Below are 16,452 nucleotides of genomic sequence, written 5' to 3'. Positions count from 1 at the left end.
CCCGCCGCACCCCGGCGGCGATGTCGCTGGCACATCTGGCCCGGGCCACCCCGGCCCTCGACCCGGCCACCCGGGCCACCGCCGAGTCGTTGGTCGCCGGTGCCGGGGCCGGCCCGCTGCGCCGGCTGTGGCGGCACCTCACCGCCCTGTTTCGTCGCGCCTGACGACGCCCGGGGCGGTCCCCCCCGGGACGGTGCTGCCAGTACGCGGCGTCAAGAAGGGGCCCCGGTACAACGCCAGGCGTTGAGCGGGGCCCCTTCCTTACACGTCAGACGGGGGCCTTGCCGAGCGCGACCTCGGCCTCGTCCTCCGGCGTGGCGCCGGCCGGCGGGACGTCGTTCGTCGCCCGCAGCGGCACCTCCTTGATGAACCAGGCGAGCACCGGGACCGCCACGGTGAAGAAGACGGCCCACAGGAAGACGTGCGAGATGGCGTCGGAAAGCGCGCCCAGCACCACCTCCCGCGCCGAGCCGGTGAGCTGCTTGAGCTTCTCCAGGTCCAGCGCCCCGCCCTCGCCGCCGCCCGTGCCGGCGAACGCCGGGCCGGCCGCCGAGTCGGCCAGCCGGTTGGCGAAGACGGCACCGAAGAGCGAGACGCCGAACGAGCCGCCGATGGACCGGAAGAAGGTCGCCGCGCCGCTCGCCGCGCCCAGGTCCTTCTGCTCGACGCTGTTCTGCGCGATCAGCATCGAGGTCTGCATGAGGAAGCCCATGCCGACGCCGAGCACGACCATGTAGAGCGAGGACTGGGCCTTGCTGGTGTCGAGGTCGAGCAGGCTGAGCAGCCCCATGCCGAGCGCCATCACCACGCCGCCGACGATCGGGAAGGCCCGGTAGCGCCCGGTCTTCGTGATCGTCCGGCCCACCACGAGCGAGACCACGAGCATGCCGAACATCAGCGGGAGAAGCAGCAGCCCGCTGTTCGTGGCGGACGCGCCCTGGACGGTCTGCTGGTAGAGCGGGAGGAAGTTCATCGCGCCGAACATGGCGAAGCCCAGCAGGAACCCGATCACCGAGATGAGCGCGAAGTTGCGGTTGGCGAACAGGCCCAGCGGCAGGATCGGCTCGGGCGCGCGCCGCTCGACCATGGCGAAGGCACCCAGGGCGACCACGGCCAGCGCGGCGAGGCCGAGAATCTGCGGCGAACCCCAGTCGTACTCGTTGCCGCCCCACGTGGTGACCAGCACGAGCGCCGTGATGCCCACCGACAGCAGCGCCGCGCCCAGCCAGTCGATCTTGTGTTCGGTGCGGTACTTCGGCAGGTGCATGGTGGTGGCGAGGACCAGCAGCGCCACGCCGCCCAGCGGCAGGTTGACGTAGAACGCCCAACGCCAGGACAGGTTGTCGGTGATGAACCCGCCGACCAGCGGGCCGGCCACCATGGCGATCGCCATGATGCCGGCGATCATGCCCTGGTAGCGGCCCCGCTCCCGGGGCGGGACCAGGTCGCCGATGATCGCCATGACGCCGACCATCAGACCGCCGGCGCCGAGACCCTGGACCGCCCGGAACGCGATCAGCTCGATCATCCCGTTGTCGGTGCCGCCGAAGACGCCGGAGCCGGACATGCCGCAGAGGGCGGAGCCGACCAGGAAGACGACCACCGCGGTGAGGAAGACCGCCTTGCGGCCGTAGAGGTCGCCGAGCTTGCCCCAGATCGGGGTGGAGACCGTGGTGCCGAGCACGTACGCGGTGACCACCCAGGTGAAGTGGTCGGCCCCCCCGAACTCGAAGACGATGCGCGGCAGCGCGGTGCTGACGATCATGTTGTCGAGCATCGCGAGCATCATCGCGATCATCAGGCCGAACAGGACGACGCGGACATTGGGTCTCGCGGTGACCTCGGCTGGTTGACTCATGGGTAGGCTCCCCCGCAGATCGGTGATCGACTTACTTGCCGCCCGGCTAGTTGACTTACTAGCCGCACGGTAAGCTGAGGACGGGCGAGCGTCAAGCGGATTGGAAGGTGTCGGTCGGGTGAGCGAGGGCACGGGCGGCACGCGCCAGCGGATCCAGGCGGTCGCGCTGGAGCTCTTCACCGAGCAGGGGTACGAGAAGACCTCGCTCCGGGAGATCGCCGAGCGCCTCAACGTGACGAAGGCCGCGCTCTACTACCACTTCAAGAGCAAGGACGAGATCGTCACCAGCTTCGTCGACGACCGGCTGCGCCGGATGGACGAGCTGATCGCCTGGGCCGCCGAGCAGCCGGCCACGCTGGAGACCCGGCGCGCGCTGATCGGCAGGTACGCCGACGCCATGTTCGCCGGCGAGCTGCCCAAGGTGATGCGGTTCTTCGAGCAGAACCAGACCGTGCTCAAGAGCCTCGTGGCCGGCCAGCAGATGCGCGACCGGATGATGCGGCTCGCCGGCGAGCTGTGCCGCGGCGACGACTCGCCGGCGGCCCAGCTACGGGCCGCGCTCACCCTGTTCGCGGTGCACACCAGCTGGTTCGCGGTGCGCGCGCCGGGCATCTCCGACGACGAGCGGAAGAAGATCGCCCTGGAGGTGGCCGACGAGCTGCTGGCGAAGATCGGCGGCTGAACCGCCTCAGCCCTCGGCGGTCAGCGTCCGGCTCAGCCCTCGGCGGTCAGCGTCCGGCGCAGGCCGAGCAGCTCGACGCCGGGCAGCGGGGACCAGTCCTTCTCCGGCAGCCGGACGAACCCGAGCCGGTCGTACAGACGCCGCGCGCTCGCCGCCATGCCGGCGCGTACGCAGATCACCACCGCCGTGCAGCCCAGTTCGCCGGCGCGCGCCACGCACGCCCGCGCCAGCGCCTCGCCGGCGCCCCGCCCCTGGGCGGCCGGGTCCACCGCGAGCATCCGGAACTCGGCCTCGCCCGGCCCGGCGAGTTCCGCGAACGGGGTCCCGGGCAGCACGAACGTGACCGCGCCGAGCACCGTGCCGGTCGGCTCGTCCACGGCCACCAGCACCTCACCGGTCTCCGCCCGGCCGGCCACGTCGGCGAGCACCACGGCGTACCCGTTCTCGCCCTTGAGCTGGCCGTCCGCCTCGTACGCGGCCACCGTCAGGCGGGCCACCGCCGGGAAGTCCGCCGGTGCCGCGCGGCGGACGAGCAGGCCGCTCAACCGATCACCGCGATCAGGTCGCCGTCCTGCACCACGTCGCCCTCGTTGACCGCGAGCTGCTGCACCACGCCGTCGGACTCGGCGACCACCGGGATCTCCATCTTCATCGACTCCAGGATCACCAGCGTGTCGCCCTCGGACACGGTGTCCCCGGCCGACGCGACGACCTTCCAGACGTTCGCCACCATCTCGGCGCGGATCTCCTCGGCCATGTCCCGGCCCTCCCTCTGTCCGACAGTCCTGCGACGGTATCCAATCATGACGCCGGTCACCCCGGCCCCCGGACCACCCACGCGCGGACCCGCCCCGCCGCCCACGCGACGGACCGGGCGGCACTAGCATCGTGCGGGTCGGCTCCCGGCCCGCCGGGGACCACACGCGACCTCCGCCGCGCTCCGCCGCGGACGGACCGTGACCAGCACAAGGAGGCACAGCATGGCGAAGAAGGCCCGGAAGAAGAAGGCCCGGAAGAAGAGCGGCGCGAACCACGGCAAGCGCCCCAACTCCTGATCGTCCGCGATCAGCACGCCGGCCCGAGGCCGGACAGACCGGTGGCCCGGGTCCAGCGCGGACCCGGGCCACCGGTGTACGTCGTCGGCCGCCGGCGTCGGTCGGCCAGCTCGCGCGACCGGCGTCAGTCGGCCAGCTCGCGCGACTCGGTCGTCTCGAAGACCACCAGCTCGGTCAGCCGCAGCCGCAGCCGCTCCCGCAGCTTCTCCGGCGCGGCCTCGTTGCCGCAGCACCGGGCGACGAGCGCCTTCACCTCCTGCTCGATGCCGTACTCGCGCAGGCACGGGCCACACTCGTCGAGGTGGTGCCGGATAAGGACCCGGCGCTCCTCGGCACACTCCAGGTCGAGGTAGAGGTAGACCTCGGCGAGCACCTCGCGGCAGTCCGTCTCGTGCGGTTCTCCACAGCTCACGGTCACACCTCCCGGCCGGCGGTCGCGGTCGAACCCTTCGACGACGCGGCGCTGAAACCGCGCTCGGCCGCGTACCCCTCGAGCAGCTTGCGCAGATTGCGCCGGCCCCGGTGCAGGCGGGACATCACGGTGCCGATCGGCGTGCCCATAATGTCGGCGACCTCCTTGTAGGAGAAGCCCTCGACGTCGGTCAGGTAGACGGCCAGGCGGAACTCCTCCGGCAGCTGCTGGAGGGCCTCCTTGACGTCACTGTCCGGCAGCCGGTCGAGCGCCTCGGTCTCAGCCGAACGCAGGCCGCTCGACGTGTGCGACTCCGCCTCGGCGAGCTGCCAGTCGGTGATCTCGTCGGTCGGCGCCTGGATCGGCTGGCGCTGCCGCTTCCGGTAGGAGTTGATGTAGGTGTTGGTCAGGATCCGGTAGAGCCAGGCCTTCAGGTTGGTGCCCTGCTCGAACTGGTGGAAGGCGGCGTACGCCTTCAGGTAGGTCTCCTGGACCAGGTCCTCGGCATCCGCCGGGTTGCGGGTCATCCGCAGCCCGGCAGCGTAGAGCTGATCGACGAAGGGCATCGCGTCCCGCTCGAAGCGGGCCCTGCGCTCGTCCGTCTTCTCGGTGGTCAACCGCACATCCCCTCGCGTCGGATGCTTTCCCGCCGAGGATACGCGTACCCGGAAGCCAGCAGATTCACTTCCCGAGTGTGTGCCGGTGCTCACGGCCGACCCCGACGCGGGCCACTCCGGCGCGTCGAGCAGCCGCCGCAGCCGCCGTTCGTCCCGTTCGTCCCGCTCCCGGCTCCGTGTCTCGATCGGCACCGGTCACCCCCCTCGCGCTGACAATGTCGTCCAAGGGGCTTCAACGCGAAGCGCGGGCCGTCGCATTCCATCGCATCGGCTCGACCCCCCGTCCACCCGTTCCCGGCCCCAGCCTCGGCCGCGACCGACGCTGGGACCAGGAAGGGCCTGGGAGGTGACCCCGGCGCGCCCGAACCGGGCGGCCGGCGCCACCCGGTGCAACGATCACCGCCGGGGAGGGTCACGCCTCCCGGACCGTGGTTCAGGTCAGCCAACCGCGGGCGGCGAGCCAGTCGCGGACCGTCGCCGCCGTGCCCGTCGGATCGACCCGCAGGTCGTGGCGCTCCCCCGGCCGGACCACCACCTCGACCCCCGGCCCCGCAGCGGGTACGCCGAACGGGTCCCGGTCGCCGTTGACCACAAGCGTCGGCACGCCGGTGTCCAGTTCCGCCGCCCGGGAGCGTTCCGGCCGCCCGGGCGGGTGCAGCGGGAACGCCAGCGCCACCACCCCGGACGCCCCGACCGTCCCGGCGGTACGGCAGGCCACCCGGGCACCGCTGGACCGGCCGCCCACCACCCAGCGACCGGTCTCCGGCAGGCGTCGGCGCAGCTCGGCCAGCACCGCCGTCCAGGCCTCGTCGAGGTGCCCGGCGGGTGCCGGCGCGCGCCGGCCGGCGACCCGGTAGGGCTGGGTCACCAGCACCACTCCCGCCCCCGCGTCGCACACCGCGTCGCGGACCGCGACCAGGTCCGGCGCGTCCACGCTCCCGCCCGCCCCGTGGCCCAGCACCAGGACCGTGGAGCCGGCTGTCGTCGGTCGGTCGAGCCGGATCCGGGCCGGTCCCCGTGGAGTGTCGATCTCGTCGTCGTGCCGCACCGACTCATTCTGCGCACAACGCCACGTACGACGCGGACATCCCCACCTCGGCCTCAGCCGGCGGCGGCTCGCGCGGCTCGGGTCCCTAGAGATCTTGGTGCGGCATGGCCCCTATGAGGGCCCTTTCCTACCAAGATCTCTGCTGGTCTCATGCCGTGGAAGCGGAATCCCACCGAGTGGCGAACTGCCACCGAAGCGGTGGCGGATGTGCCCGGCACGGTGAACGCCGTCGGGGTCGGACCGACGAGGCCGGCGCCCGCGGGCCGGCGAACCGGACCGCGGGCGACGGGCGTGATGATCAGCTCAACGGCACAAGCGTGAGCAGGCGGTCACGGACCGGCGGTCCGGCATCGTCGATCGCGTCCGGATCCGGCTGCACCTCGCTGCGCCAGGCGACGAGCATGGCCCGCCGCTCACGTGGCGTGGTGCCGCCCCAGACTCCGTGACAGTCGCCGACCTCCAGCGCCCAGGCCAGGCAGGAGCCCTGGACGTCGCAGGTGCGGCAGAGCGCCACCGCCGCGTCGGCCGGCTCGTTGGGCGCCGGGAAGAACGTCTCCGGATCGACGCTCTGACAGGTGCCTCTGGTGCGCCACGCGTCGTCCTGTCGCCGTTCGCGTAGAGCCCGTAGCAGTCGTGGATCGCGCCGTGCGGCGGCCACCTCGTGCGGGCGGGGCATGCGTGCCCGTGTCAATACACCCACCTCCCCCGTGGGACCGGCGAGGATCTTCGAAGAGATCGATGGATGTCATCCGCCCCGTGCGAACGGCCACCCACCACCGGCGCTGTGTTCTATCGCACTAGCGCACGCGGGGACAAGGGTCTTCGGTAAACATGGCTGAACGTCCGGGCGACGTTTCAGGCGCAACCCCGGCAAATCAGCACACGACAATGTGCCGAACGTGATCAGAACAGTGTCAGTTCGGAATCCGCCTCCGCCCCCGCCCGGCCGACCCGCCGGATCAGCTCCGGCCCGTCGTTGCGGACGTCGCCGACGGCCGGGGAGACCGGCCGGATCTCCAACCCGGCGAGCTGCGCGGCGTCGGGCGGGGTGAGCAACGCGGCCGGCTCCTCGGTCGGGCCGAGCCACGACGCCCAACGCTCCGGGGACAGCAGCAGTGGCATCCGGTCGTGCACCTCGGCCAGCTCGCCGAGCGCCGCCGTGGTCAGCACGCTGAACGTCAGCCGGGCCTGACCGGCCGACTCCCAGAGCGACCAGATGCCCGCGAACGCCAGCACCGAGCCGTCCCGCGGGGTCATGAAGTAGGGCTGCCGACGGCCGTCGGGACGTCGGACCCACTCGTACCACCCGTCGGCCGGGACCAGGCAGCGCCGGCGGGCGAAGGACGGGGCGTACGCGCGGCTGGTGGCGACCGTCTCGGCCCGCGCGTTGATCATGCGGGCGGCGCCGGCGGCGCTGCGTGACCAGGGCGGGAGCAGGCCCCAACGCCCGACCGAAAGCAGCCGGTGCCCCTCCGGCGCGAGCCGGACCAGCGGCACCGGATCGGTCGGGGCGACGTTGAAGTCGGGCCCGACGCCGTCGGTCTCGTCGGCCGACTCGAACAGCGCGCTCAGGTCGCCCGCGCTCCGGGTCGTCGCGTACCTCCCGCACATGGCGCCCACGCTAGCCCCACCCGCGCGTTTCGGCTGTCCCGCCCAGCGGGAGCAGGGCGGAGGGACGGTTCCACCGGGCCGTCGGGTTGGCAGAATGGGGGGCGTGGGGAATCTGACCGCGACGCGTCCGCCGCAGCCGTGGACGGCGCCGACCGCGAGCGACCCGGTCGCCGCGACGCTGCGCCTGCCGGGCTCCAAGTCCATGACCGCCCGGGCCCTGGTGCTCGGTGCGCTGGCCAGCGGGCCGTCGACGCTCGACCGGCCACTGCGCGCGCGGGACACCGAGCTGATGGCCGGCGGCCTGCGCGAGCTGGGGGCCCACATGTCGGCCTCCGACGACGACCGCTGGCTGGTCCGGCCGCATCCGCTGGTCGGCCCGGCGCACGTCGACGTCGGGCTGGCCGGCACCGTGATGCGCTTCCTGCCGCCGGTGGCCGGGCTGGCCGCCGGGCGGGTCACGTTCGACGGCGACCCGCACGCGCGCACCCGACCGCTCGGCCCGCTGATCGGTGCGCTGCGCACGCTCGGCGTCCGCATCGACACCCCGCCGACCGGCAGCCTGCCCCTGGTGGTCCTCGGCGCCGGCCGGGTGACCGGCGGCGAGGTCGTCATCGACGCCTCCGCGTCCAGTCAACTGGTCTCCGGGCTGCTGCTGGCCGCCCCCCGCTTCGACCGGGGCGTGGTGGTCCGGCACCAGGGCCCGCCGGTGCCGTCCGCGCCGCACCTGCGGATGACCGTGCAGATGCTGCGGGCCGCCGGGGCGGCGGTGGACGACACCACCCCCGACGTCTGGGTGGTCGAGCCCGGCCCGCTCACCGGGCGCGGCTGGGAGATCGAGCCCGACCTCTCCGGCGCCGCGCCGTTCTTCGCCGCCGCGCTGGTCACCGGCGGCGAGGTCACCCTTCAGGGCTGGCCGCGCAGCAGCCTCCAGCCGGTCGAGCGGCTGCGCGAGCTGCTGCACCGGATGGGCGGCGAGGTCACGCTCGGCACCGACGGGTTGACCGTGCGGGGCACCGGCACGGTCCGCGGGCTGGACGCCGACCTCTCCGACGTGGGCGAGCTGACCCCGGTGCTGACCGCGCTCACCCTGCTGGCCGACGGCCCGTCCCGGCTGACCGGGATCGGTCACATCCGGGGTCACGAGAGCGACCGGGTGACCGCGCTGGCCAAGGAGTTCGCCGGGCTGGGCGCGGACGTCACCGAGACCCACGACGGCCTGGAGATCCGGCCCCGCCCGCTGCGCGGCGGCACGTTCCGGACGTACGCCGACCACCGGATGGCGCACGCCGCGGCGGTGGCCGGCCTGGCCGTCCCCGGCATCGAGGTCGACGACGTGACGTGCACCTCGAAGACCATGCCGGAGTTTCCGGCACTATGGTCGGGGATGGTGACCGGCAAGAACTGACAGCGGGGGGACGTCCTGGCGACGAAGCGGCGGGAGTACGACGAGGACGACGTCCGGGTACGCCCCGGCCGGTCGTCGCGCCCCCGTACGCGCACCCGGCCCCGGCACGCCGACGCCGTCGACGGGTTCGTGATCGCCGTCGACCGCGGGCGCTACACCTGCGTACTGCCCGACGCCGGTCCGGACGCCCCGATCGTCACCGCCATGCGCGCCCGCGAGCTGGGACGCAAGTCGGTGGTGGTGGGCGACCGGGTGGGGCTGGTCGGCGACACCTCCGGCGCGGCCGGCGCGCTGGCCCGCATCGTCCGCATCGCCGAGCGCAGCTCCGTGCTGCGGCGCACCGCCGACGACGACGAGACCACCGCCGAGGGCCGGTTGGAGCGGGTGGTGGTGGCGAACGCCGACCAGCTGGTGATCGTCAGCGCGCTGGCCGACCCGCCGCCGCGCACCGGGTTCATCGACCGCTGCCTGGTTGCCGCGTACGACGCCGACATCGAGCCGCTGCTCTGCCTCACCAAGGCCGACCTGGCCGGTCCGGAGGCGGTGCTCGGCTACTACACGGAGCTGGAGCTGCCGTACGTGCTGATCCGGCCGGACTCCGACCTCGCCGAGCTGCGGGCGCTGCTCGCCGGCCGGGTCTCGGTGCTGGTGGGTCACTCCGGGGTGGGCAAGTCGACGCTCGTCAACCGCCTGGTCCCGGACGCGGAGCGGGCGGTCGGCACGGTGAGCGCGATCGGCCGGGGCCGGCACACCTCGACCAGCGCGGTGGTGCTGCGCCTGCCGCCGCCGCCCGACCCGGTCGGCGACCCGGGGTGGATCGTCGACACCCCCGGCGTGCGCAGCTTCGGGCTCGCGCACGTCTCGGCGGAGAGTCTGCTGCACGGCTTCCCCGACCTGGTCGAGGCGACCGTCGACTGCCCGGCCAACTGCCCGCACACCGCCGACGAGGCGGACTGCGCGTTGGACGCCTGGGTGGCCGCCGGGAAGGCGGACCAGCGCCGGCTGGCCTCGTACCGTCGGTTGCTCGCCTCGCGCAGCGGCGAGGGCGACCCGCGCGAGCCGGAGCGCAACCCGGGCGATCCGCTCGCCGGTTCCTGACCGGCGGACGGACGCCGACCCGCCGGTGCCGCCGGCCCGGCCCGCACTAGCGTGTCGACCATGACCGGGTACGCCGACGACCTCGCCCTCGCCCACCTGCTCGCCGACGCCGCGGACGCCGTCTCCTCGGCCCGGTTCCGCGCCCTGGACCTCCGGGTCGAGTCGAAGCCGGACCTGACCCCGGTCTCCGACGCGGACACCGCCGTGGAACGGGAGATCCGGGCCCTGCTGGCCGCGCACCGGCCGGACGACGGCCTGCTCGGCGAGGAGTACGGGGAGCAGCCCGCCGCCGGCCCGGACGGGCGGCGCTGGGTGGTCGACCCGATCGACGGGACGAAGAACTTCGTCCGGGGCGTACCCGTCTGGGCCACCCTGATCGCGTTGCTGGAGCACGACCGTCCGGTGCTCGGCCTGGTCTCCGCGCCGGCGCTCGGGCGGCGCTGGTGGGGCGCGGTGGGCGCGGGCGCGTTCGCCGGTGCCGGCCCGGCCGAGGCGACGCCGATCCGGGTCTCCGGCGTCACCGCGCTGGCCGACGCCAGCGTCTGCTACTCCTCGCTGACCGGTTGGGAACGGGCCGGCCGCCTGGACGCGATGCTCCAGCTGATGCGCGACACCTGGCGCAGCCGGGCGTACGGCGACTTCTACGGCTACATGCTGCTGGCCGAGGGCGCGCTGGAGGTGATGGTGGAGCCGGAGCTGTCGCTGTGGGACGTCGCCGCGCTGGTGCCGATCGTCACCGAGGCCGGCGGCACGTTCACCGACCTGGCCGGGCGACCCGCGCCGGCCGGTGCGGGCTCGGGCGACGTCAGCGCGATCGCCAGCAACGGCGTGCTGCACGACGAGATCCTGCGCCGGCTCGGCCGGCCGGCCGAGCGCTGACCCGGCGAGAGCTCTATCCTCGCCAGGTGGTCTCCTCCGGTTGGTGCTTCCTCGCGGCGATGATCGTCGCGTACGGCTTCGCCAACCTCCTCCAGTCGGTCGCCGCCGCGCGGACCACCGTGCACCACACGTTCGACCCGGGGCTGCTGCTGCGGCTGGCCGGTCACCGGACGTACCTGGTCGGGTTGACCTGCCAGGTCGTCGGCTTCGTGCTGGCCTTCCTGGCCCGGCGCGACCTGCCGCTGTTCCTGGTCCAGGCCAGCGTGGCGGCCGGGCTGGGGGTGACCGCCGTGCTCGGTGTGCTGGTGCTGAAGTGGCGCCTGCCGGCCGCCGAGGTGGTCCTGCTGGTGCTGCTCTTCGGCGGGATCACCGCGCTGGTGCTCTCCGCCGAGCCGGCGCCGTCGCGGCAACTGGGCACGGCCGGGTTGATCAGTCTGGTGGTGGCGCTCGGCGCGATCGCCGTGTCCGGCTTCTTCGCCGCCCGGCTGCACGGCGCGCCCGGCTCGGTGGTGCTCGGCTCGCTGGCCGGGATGGCGTTCTCCGCCGCCGCGGTGGCGGCCCGCCCGCTCGCCTCGGCCGACTCCGCGGAGGCGTTCGTCCGCGACCCGCTGCTCTACCTGCTGATCGCCCACTCGGTGGTCGGCCAGCTGCTGCTCGGCCTGGCGATGCAACGCGGCTCGACCACGGCCGCGGTGGCCGCGATGGACGCCGCCGGCGCGGTGCCCGCGGCGATCGTCGGGCTGCTGCTGCTCAACGACAAGATCTGGCCCGGGCGGGAGTGGCTGGCCGGGCTCGGATTCCTGGTCACGCTGGCCGCCGTGGTGGGCCTGACCCGGTACGCCGAGCCGCAGCACCACCACGCGACCGCCCGCGAGCGGGGGCCGGCGATGATCGGTGCCGGTGTGGTGCCGGCTCAGGCCGCCTCGACCGGTCCCCGGGCCTCGACGGCCACCTCGACCGGCGGGGTCGGCTCCACCGGGGTGGCCGGACGACGGCGCCCGATCACCCGCTCGTAGAGACGCTCCAGCGCCGCCGCCGTGCGTTCCCAGGTGTAGCTGCACCGCACCCGGTCCACCGCGGCGTGGCCGTACGCGAACCGTCCGGCGTTGTCGGTGAGCATCCGGCGCAGCGTCACCCCGAGGGTGCGGACGTCGCCCGGCGGCACCAGCTTGCCGGTCACCTCGTCCACCACGGCGTCGGCGATGCCGCCCATGGCGTAGCCGACCACCGGCACGCCGCAGGCCATCGCCTCCAGCGAGACGCGGCCGGCGGACGAATAGTGCGGCGTGCAGGCCACCACGTCGGCGGAGCGGTACCAGGTGGCCATCTGGTCGTGCGGGACCGCGCCGACCAGCTTCACCTGCTCGGCCACCCCGGCCCGCTCGGCCAGCTCGCGCAGCCGGCGGGCCTCGGCGTGACCGGCCAGCCGCTCGGCCGGCGGGCCGCCCGCGATCACCAGCTCGGCGTCGCCGACCAGCCGCATCGCCCGGATCAGGTCGTCCTGGCCGTGGCCGGCGGAGAGTCCGCCCACGGAGAGGATCCGGGAGCGCTGGTCCCGGGGGGCGGCCTCGCCGTCCGGGTGGAACTGTCCGGTGTCCACGCCGGTCGGCACCATCGCCACCGAGGTGCGTTGGAGGCCCATCCGGGTCAGCTCGTCGACCTCGTCGTTGCACTGGGCGACCGCCACGTCCACGGCCCGGGTCAGCGCCCGCTCCAGCGGGATGCGCTCGCCCGGCCCGCCGTAGCGCCGGCCCAGGTGACGCAGCTGCTCGACGCCGAGCGAGTGGAAGGTCTGCACCACCGGGATGTCGGTGGTGCGGACCGCGTGGGCGGCGGCGAGACCGCCCACCCAGTAGTGACCGTGCACCACCTCGGGGGCCCACTCACCGGCCCACTCCCGGGCGAGCCAGCGGCCGAACTCGGCCACGTACGGCACCAGCTCGGCGGTGGGCAGCGGGTCGGCCGGACCGACCGGCACCCGTTCCAGGCGGTAGCCGTCCAGCTCGGCGAGCGCCGGCTGGGTCGCCGCGTCGCGGCGTTCGTACACCCGGACCTCGTGGCCCCGGGCGGCGAGCTCCGCCGCCACACGCGCAATGTGCTCCTGGGTCCCGACGGTGGGACCGTCGGTGGACGAGCCGGCGTGCGCGCATACAAGGCCGACGCGCATGGTGCACCTCCATGCGTTCTCGCGAGCGGGGTCTCCCGGTCAGAGCGTCCCATTAACCCGGACCCGGTGCGCCCAAACCTGGCAGATCGGCAGCGCGGCTGCCCGTCGCGCGAGCGGGACACCGTGCGGACCGGTCCCGACCAGGTCGGCCCGGGCGGCATGAGCGGCCCGCGTGGGGGTACCGACGAAGGATGCCGCTCACCCGCACCCTCGCCGACGCCACCGTCGTCATCACCGGCGCCTCCAGTGGGATAGGCGCGGCCACCGCCTACGCGCTGGCCAGGCGCGGCACCGACGTGGTGCTGGCCGCCCGGACCGAGGCGGCGTTGGAGCGGGTCGCCGCGCACTGCCGGGAGCTGGGCGGGCGCGCCCTGGTGGTGCCCACCGACGTGACCGATCCGGATTCGGTGGAGCGACTGGCGGCGCGCGCGGCGGCCGAGTTCGGCCGCATCGACGCCTGGGTCAACAACGCGGCCGTCGGCACGGTGGGGCTGTTCGACGAGATCCCGGTGGCCGAGTTCCGCCGGGTGGTCGAGGTGAACCTGCTCGGCACCGTGCACGGGACGCGGGCCGCGCTGCCCTGGCTCGGGGCGGCCGGCGGCGGCGTGCTGGTCAACAACGCGTCCGTGCTGGCCGAGGTGGCCATGCCGTACCAGTCGGCGTACAACGCCACCAAGCACGCCATCCGGGGACTGGCCGACACGGTCCGGCAGGAGCTGCGGGTGACCGGCCGCGGCGCCGTCTCGATCTGCACCGTGCTGCCGGCCACCATCGACACGCCGTTCTTCCGGCACGCGGCGAACCACACCGGCCGGGAGCTGACCCCGCCCCCGCCGGTCTACCCGCCGGAGATGGTGGCCGAGACGATCGTCCGGCTGCTGCGCCGTCCCCGCCGGGAGGCGTACGCGGGCGGCGCGGCCCGGCTGATCGGGCTCCAGTGGCGGCTCGCCCCGGCGGTGGCCGAGCGGGTGCTCGGCTGGTACACCGCGCGGACCCAGTTCGGTCCCGGGGTACGCCTGGACGCCACCGGCAACGTCTTCACCCCCGACGCGGCGGCGGAGCGGACCGACGGCTGGTCCGGCCGGCGCGGGCAGCTCCTGCGGCTGACCGCTGCCTTCGGGCTGGCCGCGGCCGGTACGGCGGTCGGCACCGTCGCGGCGATCGGCCGACGTTCCCGGGCCGGTAGATCATGAGTCCCGTCGACCGGACCGATGCGCCGAGGGTAGCCGACGTGCACAATGGGACGATCATGCCGACGGACGCACGTTGCCTGGTCGAGACCGACGACTCCTCCGCGACGGTCCGGCTGACCGGTGTGCTCGATCGGGCCGGGGTCGAGGCCGTGGCGGGCACGCTGCTCGGCCGGTGCTGGGCTCGGCCGGGGCCGGTGCTGGTCGACCTGTCCGGGGTCCGGATCACCGATCCGCGGGCGCGCGAGGCGCTCGACGAGATCCGCGGCGCAATCGCCGACTGGCCCGCCGCCGACCTGCTGTTCGTCTCCGGCGACCGGCCGGTTCCCCGGCCGGCGGGCGTGCCGCCCGAACTGCTGGACGTCGAGCTCCCCCCGGTGGTGGAGGCCGCGCGCGAGGCCCGCGCGCTGGTCACCGAGGGGTGTACCCGCTGGGGACTGCCGGAGCTGGCCGAGCCGGCCTGCATCGCGGTGACCGAGATGGTCAACAATGTGGTGGCGCACGCCGCGACGCCGATGACGCTCCGGCTCGCGCCCCGGGGCAGCGCCCTGCACCTGGCCGTGCGGGACCACGCCGCCGGGCGCCCGACGTACGCCGGGCCGGCTCCGGTCGACTCGGTGGGCGGCCGGGGGCTGCTGCTCATCGACGTGGTGGCCCGTCGGTGGGGCAGCACGCCGCTGCCCGACGGCAAGGTGGTCTGGTGCGTGCTGCACGCCGAGGACGAGACGGCCTTCCGCAACTGAGGCGGGATTTCGCCCTCTTGCTCCCGATCCACCCGCTCGGTCGCGGTTAATGCGGTCAACGCAGTGGGTAGTTCACCCCCATGCGCGACGACGAGTACCCCACCCCCGTGTCCGACCCCGAGGCGGAGGGCCTGCCCGACACCGCCGACGACGACTCGACCGCCAACGACGACGTCCTGACCGGGCGTGAGGCGGACGGTCCCGAGCCGGCCCAGATCCCGGGTGACCGCACGCCGGTCGCGGTGGACCGGTTCGGCACCACGGCGGAGGAGCAGCTCGACGGCGAGTCGCTGGACTACAAGCTCGACCGCGAGCAGTACGAGCGGCCCGCCGACGACCCGCTCGCCGGCCCGGTCGACCCGGACATCGCCGCCGAGGCGGACAGCGAGGAGGCCGCCGCGCAGGCCCAGCTCGACGCGGACGTGATCGACCCGGGGCCGGTCTCCGACCCGGACTCGCCGGTCTCGATCTACGACCACGGCCAGCTCGGCACCGTCGCCGACCACCAGGTGGGCCGGCTGGTCGAACCGGACGAGGGCGCGCACACCGACCAGGAGACGGACAACGTGGCCTACGACGCCGGCGCGGCCGGCGGCGGCGCCACCGCCGAGGAGCTGGCCATCCACGAGACCCGGCCGCCGGAGGCGCACTGACGTCTCAGCCGTCCAGGCCCCGCTCGATGGCGTACCGGGTCAGCTCGACCCGGTTGTGCAGCTGGAGCTTGCCCAGGGTGTTCTGCACGTGGTTCTGGACCGTCCGGTGGGACACCCCGAGCCGCTCGGCGATCTGCTTGTAGGACAGTCCCTTGGCGACCAGGCGCAGCACCTCGGTCTCGCGATCGGTGAGCCGGGGTGCGTCGTCGTGCGGGGTCGGCGGCGCGGCCGCGAGCCGCCGGAACTCCCCCAGTACCAGTCCGGCCAGGCCGGGCGTGAACACCGGCTCCCCGGCCGCGGTGCGGCGTACCGCGTCGAGGAACTCGGCCGGCGCGGCCGACTTCACCAGGTAGCCGGTGGCCCCGGCCTTGACCGCGTCCAGCACGCTCTGCGGCTCACCGCTGGCCGACAGCATGAGCACCCGTACCTCGGGCAGCGCGGCGCGCAGCCCCCGGATCACCTCCACCCCGGAGACGTCCGGCAGTTGCAGGTCGAGCACGACCAGGTCGGGGCGGGCCGCCGCGGCCACCCGGACCGCCTGCCGGCCCTCGCCGCTGGTCGCCACCACCTGGTGACCGGCCTCGGTGAGGTCGCGGGCCACACCCTCGCGCCACATCGGGTGGTCGTCGACCACCATCACCCGGATGCTCACCGCCGGCTCCTCGGTACGACCAGCTCGAACTCGGTCCCGGCGCCCGGCGCGGAGACGATCCGCACCTCGCCGCCCAGGTCGGCCACCCGGCCCCGGATGGACTGGGCCACCCCGAGCCGCCCCTGCGTGGCGGCCTCCGCCAGCCGCCCCTCCGGGATCCCCGGCCCCTCGTCGCGTACCGAGACGGTCACCGTCTCCTCCTCGTCCTCGATCAGCACCCAGGCCCGCCCACCGGCGTGCCGGGCCACGTTGTCCAGCGCCGCGCCGACCGCCGCGGCCAGCTCCCCGGCCGTCCGCGCCGGTAGCGGCACCGGGGTCGCCGGCGCGGCCACCTGAACCGTGGCCGAGGCGTACCGGTCGAGCAGGTCGCGCAGGTCCCGCT

General features: G+C 74.1%; 20 protein-coding genes. 9 read left to right on the top strand and 11 right to left on the bottom strand.

The genetic code is table 11. The features are described from left to right. Positions 1–268: 268 nt before the first annotated feature. Complete coding sequence (locus HUW36_RS10425) at positions 269–1,858, bottom strand: MDR family MFS transporter (RefSeq protein WP_174527948.1); 1,590 nt, start codon at positions 1,856–1,858, stop codon at positions 269–271. 118 nt (positions 1,859–1,976) lie between these two features. On the opposite strand from HUW36_RS10425, the gene HUW36_RS10420 reads away from it, so the two are divergent. Next, positions 1,977–2,540, top strand: coding sequence for a TetR/AcrR family transcriptional regulator (locus tag HUW36_RS10420; protein WP_174527947.1), 564 nt, complete (start codon positions 1,977–1,979; stop codon positions 2,538–2,540). 32 nt (positions 2,541–2,572) lie between these two features. On the opposite strand, the gene HUW36_RS10415 is transcribed toward HUW36_RS10420, so the two are convergent. Next, the gene (locus HUW36_RS10415) at positions 2,573–3,085 is read right to left on the bottom strand and encodes a GNAT family N-acetyltransferase (protein WP_174527946.1); all 513 of its coding nucleotides are present in this window, start codon (positions 3,083–3,085) and stop codon (positions 2,573–2,575) included. Further along, positions 3,082–3,297 (bottom strand): biotin/lipoyl-binding carrier protein, encoded by a 216-nt coding sequence (locus tag HUW36_RS10410; RefSeq protein ID WP_091068708.1) that lies wholly within the window; start codon positions 3,295–3,297, stop codon positions 3,082–3,084. The genes HUW36_RS10415 and HUW36_RS10410 overlap by 4 nt, the downstream gene beginning before the upstream one ends. A 223-nt stretch (positions 3,298–3,520) precedes the next feature. On the opposite strand from HUW36_RS10410, the gene HUW36_RS35110 reads away from it, so the two are divergent. Then, positions 3,521–3,595 carry a 50S ribosomal protein bL37 gene (locus HUW36_RS35110; RefSeq protein ID WP_369700219.1) on the top strand — a complete coding sequence of 25 codons (75 nt, stop codon included), beginning with the start codon at positions 3,521–3,523 and terminating at the stop codon, positions 3,593–3,595. A gap of 124 nt (positions 3,596–3,719) precedes the next feature. Here the strand turns inward: HUW36_RS35110 and rsrA are convergent, their stop codons facing one another. From rsrA to HUW36_RS10385, 5 genes are all read right to left on the bottom strand, one after another. Further along, on the bottom strand, positions 3,720–4,007 hold the full coding sequence (gene rsrA / locus HUW36_RS10405; RefSeq protein ID WP_091576980.1) for a mycothiol system anti-sigma-R factor: 288 nt from the start codon (positions 4,005–4,007) through the stop codon (positions 3,720–3,722). A gap of 2 nt (positions 4,008–4,009) precedes the next feature. Further along, entirely contained in the window at positions 4,010–4,816 is an 807-nt protein-coding gene (locus tag HUW36_RS10400; protein WP_174527945.1) for a sigma-70 family RNA polymerase sigma factor, read from the bottom strand. A gap of 241 nt (positions 4,817–5,057) precedes the next feature. Then, complete coding sequence (locus HUW36_RS10395; RefSeq protein WP_174527944.1) at positions 5,058–5,672, bottom strand: alpha/beta hydrolase family protein; 615 nt, start codon at positions 5,670–5,672, stop codon at positions 5,058–5,060. Between the two features lie 298 nt (positions 5,673–5,970). Further along, on the bottom strand, positions 5,971–6,363 hold the full coding sequence (locus tag HUW36_RS10390; RefSeq protein WP_174527943.1) for a WhiB family transcriptional regulator: 393 nt from the start codon (positions 6,361–6,363) through the stop codon (positions 5,971–5,973). Between the two features lie 212 nt (positions 6,364–6,575). Next, positions 6,576–7,283: an SOS response-associated peptidase gene (locus tag HUW36_RS10385; RefSeq protein ID WP_174527942.1), complete on the bottom strand. Its 708-nt coding sequence runs from the start codon at positions 7,281–7,283 to the stop codon at positions 6,576–6,578. Positions 7,284–7,386: 103 nt separating this feature from the next. Here HUW36_RS10385 and aroA point away from each other — a divergent pair, with 103 nt between their 5' ends. The 4 genes from aroA (at position 7,387) to HUW36_RS10365 (ending at position 11,681) form a co-directional block, all read left to right on the top strand. Continuing rightward, positions 7,387–8,688, top strand: a complete 1,302-nt coding sequence (gene aroA / locus HUW36_RS10380) for a 3-phosphoshikimate 1-carboxyvinyltransferase (protein ID WP_174527941.1) — start codon at positions 7,387–7,389, stop codon at positions 8,686–8,688. Positions 8,689–8,892: 204 nt separating this feature from the next. Next, entirely contained in the window at positions 8,893–9,786 is an 894-nt protein-coding gene (rsgA, locus tag HUW36_RS10375) for a ribosome small subunit-dependent GTPase A (RefSeq protein WP_246248051.1), read from the top strand. Between the two features lie 60 nt (positions 9,787–9,846). Continuing rightward, positions 9,847–10,665, top strand: a complete 819-nt coding sequence (gene hisN / locus HUW36_RS10370; protein ID WP_174527939.1) for a histidinol-phosphatase — start codon at positions 9,847–9,849, stop codon at positions 10,663–10,665. Between the two features lie 59 nt (positions 10,666–10,724). Further along, complete coding sequence (locus HUW36_RS10365; protein ID WP_174527950.1) at positions 10,725–11,681, top strand: hypothetical protein; 957 nt, start codon at positions 10,725–10,727, stop codon at positions 11,679–11,681. Here the strand turns inward: HUW36_RS10365 and HUW36_RS10360 are convergent. Then, the gene (locus tag HUW36_RS10360; protein ID WP_174527938.1) at positions 11,579–12,832 is read right to left on the bottom strand and encodes a glycosyltransferase; all 1,254 of its coding nucleotides are present in this window, start codon (positions 12,830–12,832) and stop codon (positions 11,579–11,581) included. The genes HUW36_RS10365 and HUW36_RS10360 overlap by 103 nt on opposite strands. Before the next feature lie 191 nt (positions 12,833–13,023). Between HUW36_RS10360 and HUW36_RS10355 the strand changes: the two genes are divergently transcribed. From HUW36_RS10355 to HUW36_RS10345, 3 genes are all read left to right on the top strand, one after another. Next, positions 13,024–14,025 (top strand): SDR family oxidoreductase, encoded by a 1,002-nt coding sequence (locus HUW36_RS10355; RefSeq protein WP_174527937.1) that lies wholly within the window; start codon positions 13,024–13,026, stop codon positions 14,023–14,025. 56 nt (positions 14,026–14,081) lie between these two features. Continuing rightward, positions 14,082–14,765, top strand: a complete 684-nt coding sequence (locus HUW36_RS10350; protein WP_246248049.1) for an ATP-binding protein — start codon at positions 14,082–14,084, stop codon at positions 14,763–14,765. Positions 14,766–14,845: 80 nt separating this feature from the next. Continuing rightward, positions 14,846–15,418, top strand: a complete 573-nt coding sequence (locus HUW36_RS10345; protein WP_174527935.1) for a DUF5709 domain-containing protein — start codon at positions 14,846–14,848, stop codon at positions 15,416–15,418. A gap of 4 nt (positions 15,419–15,422) precedes the next feature. Here HUW36_RS10345 and HUW36_RS10340 read toward each other — a convergent pair whose 3' ends face one another. After that, positions 15,423–16,055 carry a response regulator gene (locus tag HUW36_RS10340; RefSeq protein WP_174527949.1) on the bottom strand — a complete coding sequence of 211 codons (633 nt, stop codon included), beginning with the start codon at positions 16,053–16,055 and terminating at the stop codon, positions 15,423–15,425. A gap of 11 nt (positions 16,056–16,066) precedes the next feature. After that, on the bottom strand, positions 16,067–16,452 hold a 386-nt coding region (locus HUW36_RS10335), incomplete at its 5' end, for a sensor histidine kinase (protein WP_246248047.1).

Origin of the sequence: Micromonospora maritima (assembly GCF_902825405.1) — a bacterium.
Classification (GTDB): Bacteria; Actinomycetota; Actinomycetes; order Mycobacteriales; family Micromonosporaceae; genus Micromonospora; species Micromonospora maritima.
This window is presented reverse-complemented; position numbering and strand designations above follow the sequence as displayed.

Bases quoted from the DNA above. Each gene is read 5' to 3' on its own strand.
- HUW36_RS10355 (WP_174527937.1), top strand. From the start codon at position 13,024: ATGCCGCTCACCCGCACCCTCGCCGACGCCACCGTCGTCATCACCGGC.
- HUW36_RS10425 (WP_174527948.1), bottom strand. From the start codon at position 1,858: ATGAGTCAACCAGCCGAGGTCACCGCGAGACCCAATGTCCGCGTCGTC.
- HUW36_RS10350 (WP_246248049.1), top strand. From the start codon at position 14,082: ATGCCGACGGACGCACGTTGCCTGGTCGAGACCGACGACTCCTCCGCG.
- rsgA (WP_246248051.1), top strand. From the start codon at position 8,893: ATGCGCGCCCGCGAGCTGGGACGCAAGTCGGTGGTGGTGGGCGACCGG.
- HUW36_RS10385 (WP_174527942.1), bottom strand. From the start codon at position 7,283: ATGTGCGGGAGGTACGCGACGACCCGGAGCGCGGGCGACCTGAGCGCG.
- HUW36_RS10365 (WP_174527950.1), top strand. From the start codon at position 10,725: ATGATCGTCGCGTACGGCTTCGCCAACCTCCTCCAGTCGGTCGCCGCC.
- HUW36_RS10345 (WP_174527935.1), top strand. From the start codon at position 14,846: ATGCGCGACGACGAGTACCCCACCCCCGTGTCCGACCCCGAGGCGGAG.
- HUW36_RS10360 (WP_174527938.1), bottom strand. From the start codon at position 12,832: ATGCGCGTCGGCCTTGTATGCGCGCACGCCGGCTCGTCCACCGACGGT.
- HUW36_RS10340 (WP_174527949.1), bottom strand. From the start codon at position 16,055: ATGGTGGTCGACGACCACCCGATGTGGCGCGAGGGTGTGGCCCGCGAC.
- hisN (WP_174527939.1), top strand. From the start codon at position 9,847: ATGACCGGGTACGCCGACGACCTCGCCCTCGCCCACCTGCTCGCCGAC.
- HUW36_RS10410 (WP_091068708.1), bottom strand. From the start codon at position 3,297: ATGGCCGAGGAGATCCGCGCCGAGATGGTGGCGAACGTCTGGAAGGTC.